Genomic DNA, 11,770 nt, shown 5'->3' with positions numbered 1-11,770 from the left:
CCGCCGCCCCCGGTCGCGGCGGCGTGAGCGTCGCCGGACGTCATCCTGGCGATCGCACCCGCGGCGGCGAAGCGCGCCTCCTAGGATCGCGGTATGAGCGCCCACGCTGCTGCCGACGTCGAACTCACCGTTGCCGCCCCGCACGCCGCTGACGTCGCGGAGGTTCGCCGCCTCCTTCGCGTCGGAGGGGACGGCCTGACGGCGGACGACGCGCGAGCCCGACATGCTGTCGTCGGGCCCAACCTTCTGCCTGAGCCGAAGCGCACGCCGGCGTGGCAGCGATTCCTGTCGCACTTCAACGACACCCTGATCTACATCCTCCTCGCCGCCGCGGCGATCAAGGCCGTCATGGGCGACTGGCTCGACTTCTGGGTGATCGTGTCCGTCGCCGTCATCAACGCCGTCATCGGCTACGTCCAGGAAGGGCGGGCGGAGAAGGCCCTCGCCGGCATCCGTGGCATGCTCTCCGCGGATGCGACCGTGCGCCGGGAGGGACGTTGGACGACCGTCGCGGCCTCCGAACTGGTTCCCGGCGACGTGGTGCGACTGATGCCCGGCGACAAGGTGCCCGCCGATGCACGCATCGTCGAGGCCACCCAGCTGCGTGTCGACGAAGCCGCCCTGACCGGTGAGTCGATGCCCTCCGCGAAAGCACCGGCGGCCGTCGCGGCGGAAGCGGGGGTGGGGGACCGGTCCTCGATGGTGTTCTCCGGCACGATCGTCACTGCGGGGCAGGGGGTGTGCATCGTCACCGGCACCGGGGCGCGGACGGAGATCGGCAAGATCCAGGCGCTCGTGGGCGAGGCGGGTGCGCTCGAAACTCCGCTGACCGCTCAGCTGGCCGCGTTCGGCAAGACGCTGACACTCGTCATCCTCGGCATGGCGCTGGTGATGATGGTGATCGGCCGATACCTGCACGAGATGCCGTTGCCCGACCTCGTCTCGGCGACGATCGGCTTCGCGGTGGCGGCGATTCCGGAGGGGCTTCCCGCCCTGGTCACGATCACGCTGGCGATCGGGGTGCAGCAGATGGCGCGGCGCCACGCGATCACGCGCAAGCTGCCCGCCGTGGAGGCGCTGGGCTCGGTCACCACCGTGTGCTCCGACAAGACGGGAACGCTGACGAAGAACGAGATGACGGTGCGCACCATGCTCACCCCTCTCTCCCGCTACGAGGTCTCCGGGCTCGGCTACGACCCGACGGGAACGATCACCCCTGCCGGCGGCGCAGACCTGGCGGCGTTGCTGGCCGTCGCCGATCTCTGCAACGATGCATCGCTGGAGCGGCTGGCGGACGGTACGGATGCCGGTCGGGCGCACCTTCTCGGCTGGTCGCTGGTGGGCGAGCCGACCGAGGGGGCGCTGAAGGTCGTCGCCATGAAGGGGGGTGTCGACAGCGCTGACGCACGCCGCATCGCCGTCGTCCCCTTCGACTCCGCCAACAAGTTCATGGCGACGCTGCACGAGAGCGCGGGCGGTTCGCGGGCGGTGCTCGTCAAAGGTGCGCCTGACCGTCTGCTCGAACGCGCGCTCACCCAGCGCGGCGCGGAGGGTGCCGAGCCCGTCGACCGCGTGTTCTGGGAGCGGGCCGTCGAGGAGCTGAGCGCCCAGGGGCTGCGGGTCCTCGCCGCGGCGCGCAAGGCCACGAGGGCCGAGACGCTGGATGCCGAGGACCTCGTCGATCTGGAGATGCTCGGTCTCTGGGGCATCGTCGATCCGCCTCGACCCGAGGCCATCGTCGCCATCGCGGACTGCCATGCCGCCGGTATCCGCGTGAAGATGATCACCGGAGACCACGCCGGCACGGCGATGGCGATCAGCAGGGAGATGGGGCTGATCCGCGACGCGGACGCTCCGGTGCTGACCGGCGCAGAACTCGAGGCGATGAGCCAGGAGCAGCTGAAGGGCGTGGTGCAGGAGGTCGACGTCTTCGCCCGCACCAGTCCGGAGCACAAGATCCGCATCGTGCGCGCACTGCAGGCGCACGGCGAGGTCGTCGCGATGACCGGCGATGGTGTGAACGACGCGCCCGCGCTCACCCGGGCCGACGTCGGCATCGCCATGGGCATCAAGGGCACCGAGGCGACGAAGGAGGCGGCCGAGATCGTCCTGGCCGACGACAACTTCGCGACGATCCGCAGCGCGATCGCCGAGGGACGGCGGATCTACGACAATCTCCGCAAGTCGGTCGTCTTCCTGCTGCCGACCAACGGTGCGCAGTCGCTCGTGATCCTGGTGGCGGTCGTCTTCGGCCTCACCCTGCCGCTCACACCCGTGCAGGTGCTGTGGGTCAACATGGTCACGGCCATCACCCTCTCGCTTGCGCTGGCCTACGAGCCCGCCGAACGGGGCATCATGAACCGACCACCGCGGCCGACCGGCGGATCCATCGTCTCGATGCGTGAGCTCGGCTTCATCCTGGCCGTCTCGGTGCTCATCGGCGGTGCCACCCTCGCGGTCTTCGGCCTTGCGCTCGCCCGCGGCGCCGACATCGGCGTTGCCCGCACGGAGGCGGTTTCCACGCTCGCCTTCGCCCAGCTCGCCTTCCTGCTGAACTGTCGATTCCTGGGACGCTCGAGCCTCACGATCGACGTCTTGCGCGGCAACCCTGTCATCTGGTGGTCCGCGATGGCGCTGGTGGCTCTGCAGCTGCTGTACACCTACGTGCCGTTCCTGAACGAGCTGTTCGGTTCGGAGCCCCTCGACGGCCTCGGCTGGATCATCCCGATCGCCGCAGCCGTCGCCGTGTTCCTCGCGGTAGAGGTGTTCAAGGCGCTGCGCAGCCGCCCGATTCTCAATGCGAATGCATAGGAAAACGCAGGGGTCTCGTCCGAGCGCGCCGCTAGCGTGGAAAGCGCCACCGCGATGCGCCCCCCGCATCTGAAGCGGCAGGGCACGACAGAAGGAGGACCATCATGATCCGCACCACCGCCGTACCCCGTTCCGTCCGCACCGGCGCTGCTGCCGCCTCGGTGTTCGGAATGATCGCCCTCGCGGGCTGCTCGGCCACCACGACGAGCACCGCGTCGCCGTCGACCGCCCCCGCCGACGAGTCCACCCCCTCGACGGCGTCCTCGGCTCCTGCCGCCGGCAGCACCGGGTCCGCCGCCTCCGGCAGCGTGTACAAGGACGGCACCTACTCGGCCGACGGTTCGTACGCGACCCCCGAGTCGGTCGAGACCATCTCGGTGACGGTCACGCTCGCCGACGATGTCATCACCGACGTGCAGGTCAGCGGAAATCCGACCAAGAGCGAGTCGAAGCAGTATCAGAGCCAGTTCATCGGCGGAATCAGCTCCGAGGTCGTCGGCAAGAAGATCGAGGACATCTCGGTGTCGCGCGTCGCCGGTTCGTCGCTGACCAGCGGTGGATTCAACAAGGCGATCGAAGAGATCAAGACCGAAGCGAAGGCGTGACCGCGCCCGACGCGCCCGCCTCGTCCACGCCCCCCGCTTTCCGCTGGGAGTTCGAGGCGATCGGCACGCGCTGGCGCATCGACACGGCCGTGGAGTTGTCCGCCACGGTGCGCTCCGAGGTCGGTGTTCTGATCGACGAGTTCGACCGCGCGTGGTCGCGATTTCGGCCCGATGCCGAGATCGCCGCGCTCGCGACGGCGGCAGGATCCATCCCGGCGCCCGTCGACGCGGCGCCGATGCTGGATCTGTTCCTCGCGCTGAGCGAGGCCACGGCCGAAGCCGTCAACCCGCTCATCGGCGACGCGCTCGCGCGCCGTGGCTACGACGCCCAGTACGGGCTCGTGGACCACGGCGCGCAAGCCGCTCCGGCGGGATGGTCGCAGCTGCTGACATGGGGCGGCGAACGGCTCACCCTGCGCACGCCGGCGACGATCGATGTCGGAGCGCTCGGCAAAGGGCGCCTCGTCGACCGCGTGCTGCGTCGCGTCGCGGCGCTCGTGGAGGGTGCGGTGACGGTCGACGCCGGCGGCGACATCGCTCTGCGCGGCAGCGAGACGATCGCACTCGAGCACCCCTTCGACCCGACGCGCGCGATCGGGGTGTGGCGGGTGACGGATGCCGCGCTCTGCGCGTCCGCGATCCAGCGCCGCGCCTGGCCGGCCGCGGACGGCGGGGGACTGCATCACGTGCTGGACGCGCGCACCGGAGAGCCGGTGCGCACGATCGCCGCGACGTGGGTGGTCGCCGCCGACGCCATGACCGCCGATGCCGCCGCCACCGCGCTCTTCTTCGACGGCGGACCCGCGTTCGCCGACGCCCACGCCGCGGCGTGGGTGCGTATGACCACTGACGGCCGCGTGGAGTGGTCGCCCGACAGTAAGGCAGAGTTGTTCCTGTGATGAGCTCACTCACCGCGGCATGGAGTCGCACCCTGGCGGTGCTCGGTCGCGTATCGATGTACCGCCTGGTCGTTCTCGCGCTCGCCGTCCTGGCCGCGATCGCTCTCGTGCTGTCCTTCGCGGGAGCGGTCGGGCCCTCGCCGTGGGAGCTGCTGGTTACCCTCCTCGTGCTCGCGTTGGTCTGTGCCGCGACCGATGCGATCGGGCACCGCGTGCTCGGCAAGGACTGGCGGTGGGAGTCGTCGCTCGTCACCGTGCTGATCCTGCTGTTCGTCCTGCGCCCTACGGTGGAGCCGGCGGCGCTCGTGGGCATCGCCGTCGCGGGACTCGTAGCCTCGGCATCCAAGTACCTGCTGGTCTGGCAGGGACGCCACATCTTCAATCCCGCTGCGGTCGGCGCGACCGTGCTCACAGTCTTGAGCGTGTGGCTGCCGGACCTGGGCTCGTCCGCGTGGTGGGTGGGTTCCCCCTTCCTCGCCGGACCCGTGATCCTGCTCGGCCTCGTCGTGCTCGTTCGCACCGAGAAGGTGCGCATCATCGCGCTCTTCCTCGTCGTCGCGGTGGCGGTCGCCTTCGTGCGCACCACGCTGCAGTACCAGCAGGCGGGGCTCGCACTCGATGCGGGGACGGTGTTCTGGAACATCCTCTGGTCGTCGCCGTTCCTGTTCCTCGGCGCTTTCATGCTCTCCGAGCCGCTGACGCTGCCCCCGCGCCGGTGGCAGCAGTTCGTGGTCGCGGCGGTGGTCGGCGTCCTCGCCGGCTGGCCCATCGACGTCGGCGACGTCAGTCTCGGTCAGGAGCGCGCGCTGCTGGTCGGCAACCTCATCGCCTTCGTCTTCGCCCTACGTACGGCGGTGCGCCTCACCTTCCAGGAACGTGTCGCCCTCACGCCCACCGTGCGCGAGCTGTCGTTCCGGGCGGAACGGCGCTTCCGTTTCGTCGCGGGGCAGTATCTCGAGCTCGAGGTGCCGCACCCCCGCCCCGATGCGCGTGGCACGCGCCGGGAGTTCAGCATCGTCTCGGCCCCCGAGGAGCTGCCGGAGGTGCGCATCGCGCTGCGCGAGGGATCGCAGTCCAGCTACAAGAAGGCGCTCGCGCTCGTCGAGCCGGGCGAGCAGCTCGCGGTGACCGGGGTGTGGGGCGACTTCGTCCTGCCGGCGCGCGCGTCGGCGCCGGTGCTCATGGTCGCCGCCGGCATCGGCGTCACGCCCTTCGTCTCGCAGCTGCGCCACCTGCGCCTGTCGGGGGAGCAGCGTGACGTGGTGTTCGTCTACGTCGCCGCGGATGCCGAAGAGCTCGCGTTTCGCGACGAGCTCGAACACGCCCGCATTCCGGTGATCGTCTTCACTCGCACCGAGCCCGACACGCTTCCCGGGCACTGGACGTGGGCGCAGGGCGTCCGTCTGGATGCCGCGGGACTGCTGCAGATGGTGCCCGATCTCGCGTCGCGGCATGCCTACGTGTCGGGTCCGCCGCGTCTCATCGCGGATCTCGCCCCCGCCCTCGAGAAGGCTCGGACACTCACGACGGACGCCTTCTCGGGTTACTGATCGGCACCGCACGCGTGGTGCGGGGGCCGCGTGCGCCCGGTCGTCGGGGCGGTCTCGGCCCCGGTCGCGCGCAGCCCGAGTCAGGCCGGCGCGTCGGCCGCGTGCGGGGCCGCCGGGCGCGCCGGCAGTCGTACCTCGAACTCGGTGTGTCCCGGTTCGCTGTTGACGGAGATCGTGCCGTGGTGCGCGGTGACGATCGCCTTCGCGATCGACAGGCCCAGGCCGGTACCTCCGGTCTGGCGTGCGCGGGAGGCGTCGCCGCGCGCAAACCTCTCGAACAGCTCGCCGGCGACCACCGGATCAATGCCGGGACCGTTGTCGGTGACGCGCACGACGGCGTCGCCCTCCTCGACGGCGACGCTCGCGGTGACCGTCGTTCCTGCCGGCGTGTGCACGCGGGCGTTGGTGAGCAGGTTCGCCACGACCTGATGCAGACGCATTGTATCTCCGGCGACGACGACCGGTTCTTCGGCGGCATCCAGCTGCCATTCGTGTCCTGAGCCGGCGACCTGTGCGTCGGCGACACTGTCGACGACCACTCGCGTGAGGTCGACGGCGCCGTACACGAGTTCCTTGCCCTCGTCGAGTCGAGCCAGCAGCAGCAGGTCTTCGACGAGCGCCGTCATCCGCAGGGAGGCGGACTGGATGCGCTCCAGGCTCTGCTCCGACTGCTCGGCGCTGATCGCGACCTGGGCCGGTGTGGCCGCGTCGCCGGCGGCGTTCACGGTTCGCAGCGACCGTAGGGAAAGCTCGGAGTAGCCGCGGATCGCCGCCAGGGGAGTGCGCAGCTCGTGGCTGGCGTCGGCCACGAACGAGCGCATGCGCTCCTCGTTGCGTTGCCGGGCGGCCAGTGACACGTCGATGTGGTCGAGCAGAGTGTTCAGTGCCGCACCGACACGCCCGATCTCATCGCTCGCATCGGCTTCGGATGCCGGGACGCGCTCGGAGATGGTGACGTCGCCCGAGTCCAGCGGCTGCGCAGCGACGCGTGTCGCCGTGGCGGCGACGGCCCGAAGCGGCCGAAGGGAGTAGCGGATCACCACGGCGATGACGGCCGCCAGCAGCAGCAGCCCTCCGGTGGTGACGAGGGCGACGGTCGTCAGGATCTGTGCAATGGTCGTGTTCACGGTCGACACCGGCAGCCCGACCGCGATCGCGTAGGGACCGGCGCCGGTGGTGAACAGCCGGTAGGTGCCGATGTCGTCCACCGTCCCCGTCGCGGAGGGACCGGAGCCGAATGCGTTGGCGATCTCGAGTACCTGTGCGTCCGTCAGCGACTTCACGCTGTTGCCGTCGAGGTACGCCCCGTCGAAGCCGCTCGCAGACCTCACGATCAGCAGCACTCCGGGAGTTCGCACGCGCGCATCCTGCAGCACGGTGTACGCGGACTGCACGGTGCCGAAGTCCACCTTCTGCGAGAGCAGTTGCGCGCTGACACTGGCTGCCGCATCGCGTACCTGTGTGTCGAGCTGGCCGGACAGGATGTTGCCGAGCAGCGCGCTGGTGGCGACGCCGATCATCGCCAGAATCAGCGTGACCATGCCGACGACGGCCGCGATCAGTCGCGTCTGCAGGCTCCATTGCGGTCGCCGTCGGACCTTCTTCGGCGCAGGCGCTGCGCTCACTGCGGAGCTTTGATCATGTAGCCCACGCCGCGCACCGTGTGGATGAGCGGGTCACGGCCCGCGTCGATCTTCTTCCTCAGGTAGGAGATGTACAGCTCGACCACCGAGGAGCGCCCGCCGAAGTCGTAGTTCCAGACGCGGTCCAGGATCTGGGCCTTCGACACGACGCGACGCTGGTTGCGCATGAGGAAGCGCAACAGCTCGAACTCCGTCGCCGTCAGCTCGATCTCGGTGTCGCCGCGCATGACCTCATGGGAGTCCTCGTTCAGCGTCAGCTCACCGACGCGCAGGACGGGGTCGGCGCCGCCCGCTGTCGCGGTGCCGGCGCGGCGCATCAGACCGCGCAGACGCGCGACGACCTCTTCCAGGCTGAACGGTTTGGTGACGTAGTCGTCGCCGCCGGCGGTGAGGCCCGCGACGCGGTCGGCGACGGCATCCTTCGCCGTGAGGAAGAGCACCGGCACATCGTTGCCGGCGTGACGCAGTCGCTGCAGCACCGAAATGCCGTCGAGGTCGGGCATCATGATGTCGAGCACCATGGCGTCGGGATCGAACTCGCGCGCCTGCGCGAGCGCGTCGAATCCCGACCCCGCCGTGCGGACCTCCCAGCCCTCCATGCGCAGCGCCATCGAGAGCAGGTCCGTGAGCATCTGCTCGTCGTCGACGACGAGGACGCGAAGGGCCGACCCGTCTGGGCGGTGCAGGACAGGGGAGGCGGCGAGAGCGGTCATGGCTCCATTGTGCTGCCGGTGCTGTGAAGAACCTATGCGCCGCGCTATGAGCCCGCTGTGGATTGCAGCAGGCTCTGCCGAGTGGCTCATAGCCACTTCCTCAGTCGCCCTTCGATCGCGCATCGAAACGGCTCGTACGTTCGTCGCGTCGGCGCACCGAGCACCCGGGCTCGCCCGCCAGAAGGAGACGCGATGTATTGGACGTATCTGCGCCGTGAGCTGTCCGGCCGAAAGAAGCAGACCACGATCGTGGCGATCGGCCTGGCCGTCGCGGTCGCGCTGGTCATCGTGGTCAACGCGCTGTCCGTGGGCGTGCGCGACGCCCAGTCGGAGGCCCTGGCCTCGGTATACGGCGTCGGCACCGACCTCACCGTCACCGGCGCACAGGCCCAGCCCGGCTCGAACACGCGCGGTGGTCGCTTCGACTTCGAAGGCGGCGGCGGCCAGACCGGCGCGGACGGGACGACCACCCTCAACCAGTCGCGCCTGGTCACCGGGTTCGGTCGCGGCACGCTGGACGCGTCGGCGCTCGACACGGTGCGCGCCGTCGACGGGGTGTCCGAGGCGACCGCTGCTCTCAGCCTCACGAACATGACCTTCAGCGGCTCGCTGCCGCAGCGCCAGTCCGGCACCGCCGAGGGCGGCGCGCAGACCGCGCCGCAGGAGGGCGAGGGCAGCCGCGGTCAGGGCGGCGAGGGCGGTGGCGGGGGATTCCAGGGGGGCTCCTTCGGCGTGGATTCCTTCAGCGTGCTCGGCGTCGACCCGGGCGCCACCGCCGCGGGGCCGTTGACGGCTGCCACCGTCAGCGGCGGACGCGCGCTCACCTCTTCTGACGCGGGTACGGATGTCGCCGTGGTCGACGCGACCTACGCGGCCAGTGCCTCTCTCGCCGTGGGCGGCACCATCGATGTGGCGGGGACGCCGTTCCAGATCGTCGGGATCGTCGCGTCCTCGTCCTCGTCCGCCGACACCGCCGCCAACGTCTACATTCCGCTCGATGTCGCACAGAAGCTCTCCGGCGCGGGCGACGTCGTCTCCACGGTGTACGTGCAGGCCAGCTCGAGCGATCGCATCGCCGCGATCCAGTCCGCGCTCACGGCCGCCCTCCCCACGGCGACCGTCAGCTCGCAGTCGGACCTTGCCTCGACCGTCTCGGGCTCGCTCGCCAGCGCGAGCTCGCTGATCACGAACCTGGGCACGTGGCTGTCGATCATCGTCCTCGTGGTGGCCGTCGCTCTCGCGGTCCTGTTCACGATCTCGGGTATCTCCCGACGCACCCGTGAGCTGGGCACGCTGAAGGCCATCGGGTGGTCCAACGCGCGTGTGGTCGGCCAGGTGGCGGGGGAGTCCGTGGTCCAGGCCCTCATCGGCGGTGTCATCGGCGTGGCGCTCGGCCTCATCGGCGCGCTGATCATCAACATCATCGCCCCCACGGTGTCGGCCTCCGCGGCCGCGACCGCCGGCCGAGGTCCGGGCGGGGGTGGTCGCGGCGGGGGAAGCGGGTTCGGCGGTCAGCTGGCGCAGACGACAACAGAGATCGCCCTGCACGCGCCGCTGTCGCTCTGGATCGTCGGGCTCGCTCTCGTGCTCGCCGTCCTCGGCGGACTGATCGCCGGCGTGTTCGGTGGCTGGCGTGCCGCCCGTCTCAGCCCCGCAGAAGCACTACGGGCGGTCTCGTGAGCACCCCGGCCGCCCCCACCGACATCCACCATCTCGAAGGAATGACCGACATGACCGTGATCGATGACACCATCGCTGCCGCTGCGCCGACCGCGGCGGGAGCGGCCTATCGCTTGACGTCCGTGACGAAGACCTACCGTCAGAAGGGCAGGGAGGTGAAGGCCTTGACGGGGGTCGACCTGCAGATCGAGGCAGGAGAGTTCGCGACGATCCAGGGTCCCACGGGTGGGGGCAAGTCGACCCTGCTTCAGATGCTCGGCGCGCTCGACGTCCCGACCAGCGGAACGGTGCTGCTCGGCGACACCGACCTCGCGGCGGCATCCGCGACGGACCTGCAGAAGGTGCGCGCGCACGAGATCGGCTTCGTGTTCCAGGCCTTCAATCTCATTCCCACGCTCACCGCGGCGGAGAACGTCGCCATGGGGTTGGAACCGCTGCGTCTGGACAGTGCCGACCGTCACACCCGTGTCGAGGATGCCCTCGCGCACGTCGGCCTCTCCGATCGCGGCAGCCACCGTCCGGGGGAGCTCTCCGGCGGGCAGCAGCAGCGGGTGGCGATCGCGCGGGCCATCGCCAAGCGCCCGCGCGTGCTGCTGGCGGATGAGCCGACCGGGAATCTGGATGAGTCGATGCGCGACGAGATCCTCGTGGTGCTCGAACGTCTCTCCGCCGAGGGGCTGACCCTCGTCGTCGTCACCCATGACTCGGCCGTCGCGCGCCGCGCCCGTCGCCGGCTGCGGCTCGACAAGGGCGCCGTCACCGACATCACGGCATGAGAGCGGTGAGGAGCGGGGCCGCCCGGCGGGCCTAGGGTTGCTCTCATGGCTCAGCCCCAGTGCGTCGTCTACGACGGCGGCATCGCCCACCCCACCGACGCGGCACCGGCCGACGCGCTCGCCGAGGCGCGTCGGCGGGGCGGAATGCTCTGGGTCGGGCTGACCTCCCCGAGCGACGAGGAGGTGAGCGCGCTCGCCGAGGTGCTCCAGCTGGAGCGGCTCGGCGTCGCGACGGCGCTGCGCACCCATCAGCGTTCGAAGCTCGAGCGCTTCGGCGACCACCTGTTCGTGGTCGTCCAGCCCTCCCAGTACGACGAGCCGACCGAGACGGTGCAGTGCCGCGAAGTCGACCTCTTCGTCGGCCCCGACTTCTTCGTCGCCATCTCCGGCGACGGCGCGGTCGACATCGATCGCCTGCGAACGCTGCTCGACGAGCATCCCGACATCGCCGCGCGCGGGCCCCTGGGCGTGCTCTGGGGAACCTTCGAGTACGTCACGCGGGCGTACCGGGCCGTCATGGACGAGATCGAGCACGACATCGACGAGATCGAGGAGCAGCTCTTCGCCGAAGACGAGGGCGTCTCCCGTCGCATCTTCGCGCTGCAGCGCGAAGTCATCGACCTGCGCCATGCGACGGCTCCGCTGCCGACGATGATGGACCGCCTGGAGCACTACGTGAGTACCCGGATGCCGAGTGGTGAGGCCCCCGGATATCGGGAGATCGCCGATCGCGCCCGCTACATCGATGCGCGAGTGGCGGCGTTTCGCGAAACCCTCGACAATGCGCTGACGATCCACGCGACGATCGTCGACCAGCGACGCAACGACCAGATGAGCGAGATGACGCGCACGAGCATCGAGCAGAACGATCAGGTCAAGAAGATCTCGTCCTGGGCCGCCATCGGCTTCGCGCCGACGCTCGTCGCCGGCATCTACGGCATGAACTTCCACGACATGCCAGAACTGTCATGGCCGTGGGGGTACCCCTTCGCCATCGCGCTCATGGCGGCCGTCAGCACGGGGCTGTATCTGGTCTTCAAGAAGAAGGACTGGATCTAGGCCTTTCGACTCGCGGCTGAGCAGAGCGCGTCGA

General features: G+C 69.8%; 9 protein-coding genes. 7 read left to right on the top strand and 2 right to left on the bottom strand.

Going from position 1 to position 11,770, the window contains the following annotated elements:
• Window positions 1-93: 93 nt before the first annotated feature.
• The 4 genes from ACT53O_RS09470 (at window position 94) to ACT53O_RS09455 (ending at window position 5,865) form a co-directional block, all read left to right on the top strand.
• Complete coding sequence (locus tag ACT53O_RS09470; RefSeq protein WP_476152065.1) at window positions 94-2,811, top strand: HAD-IC family P-type ATPase; 2,718 nt, start codon at window positions 94-96, stop codon at window positions 2,809-2,811.
• Window positions 2,812-2,915: 104 nt separating this feature from the next.
• Window positions 2,916-3,416 (top strand): FMN-binding protein, encoded by a 501-nt coding sequence (locus tag ACT53O_RS09465; protein WP_476152063.1) that lies wholly within the window; start codon window positions 2,916-2,918, stop codon window positions 3,414-3,416.
• The gene (locus ACT53O_RS09460; protein ID WP_476152061.1) at window positions 3,413-4,315 is read left to right on the top strand and encodes an FAD:protein FMN transferase; all 903 of its coding nucleotides are present in this window, start codon (window positions 3,413-3,415) and stop codon (window positions 4,313-4,315) included. The genes ACT53O_RS09465 and ACT53O_RS09460 overlap by 4 nt, the downstream gene beginning before the upstream one ends.
• Window positions 4,315-5,865: an FAD-dependent oxidoreductase gene (locus ACT53O_RS09455; protein ID WP_476152059.1), complete on the top strand. Its 1,551-nt coding sequence runs from the start codon at window positions 4,315-4,317 to the stop codon at window positions 5,863-5,865. Before ACT53O_RS09460 ends, ACT53O_RS09455 begins: the two co-directional genes overlap by 1 nt.
• Before the next feature lie 80 nt (window positions 5,866-5,945).
• On the opposite strand, the gene ACT53O_RS09450 is transcribed toward ACT53O_RS09455, so the two are convergent.
• Window positions 5,946-7,406: a sensor histidine kinase gene (locus ACT53O_RS09450; protein ID WP_294942970.1), complete on the bottom strand. Its 1,461-nt coding sequence runs from the start codon at window positions 7,404-7,406 to the stop codon at window positions 5,946-5,948.
• Between the two features lie 80 nt (window positions 7,407-7,486).
• Window positions 7,487-8,221, bottom strand: a complete 735-nt coding sequence (locus ACT53O_RS09445) for a response regulator transcription factor (protein WP_476152057.1) — start codon at window positions 8,219-8,221, stop codon at window positions 7,487-7,489.
• Between the two features lie 192 nt (window positions 8,222-8,413).
• Here ACT53O_RS09445 and ACT53O_RS09440 point away from each other — a divergent pair, with 192 nt between their 5' ends.
• Genes ACT53O_RS09440 through ACT53O_RS09430 form a run of 3 tightly spaced genes read left to right on the top strand, consistent with a single transcriptional unit; the run spans window position 8,414 to window position 11,736 of the window.
• The gene (locus ACT53O_RS09440; protein WP_476152055.1) at window positions 8,414-9,901 is read left to right on the top strand and encodes an ABC transporter permease; all 1,488 of its coding nucleotides are present in this window, start codon (window positions 8,414-8,416) and stop codon (window positions 9,899-9,901) included.
• 50 nt (window positions 9,902-9,951) lie between these two features.
• The gene (locus ACT53O_RS09435; protein WP_476152616.1) at window positions 9,952-10,677 is read left to right on the top strand and encodes an ABC transporter ATP-binding protein; all 726 of its coding nucleotides are present in this window, start codon (window positions 9,952-9,954) and stop codon (window positions 10,675-10,677) included.
• Between the two features lie 45 nt (window positions 10,678-10,722).
• Complete coding sequence (locus tag ACT53O_RS09430; RefSeq protein ID WP_295775409.1) at window positions 10,723-11,736, top strand: magnesium and cobalt transport protein CorA; 1,014 nt, start codon at window positions 10,723-10,725, stop codon at window positions 11,734-11,736.
• Window positions 11,737-11,770 lie beyond the last annotated feature (34 nt).

It is taken from the genome of Microbacterium sp. DMC48 (assembly GCF_056313825.1).
The sequence above is the reverse complement of the archived record's forward strand: the minus strand, read 5'-3'. Positions and strand labels throughout refer to the sequence as shown.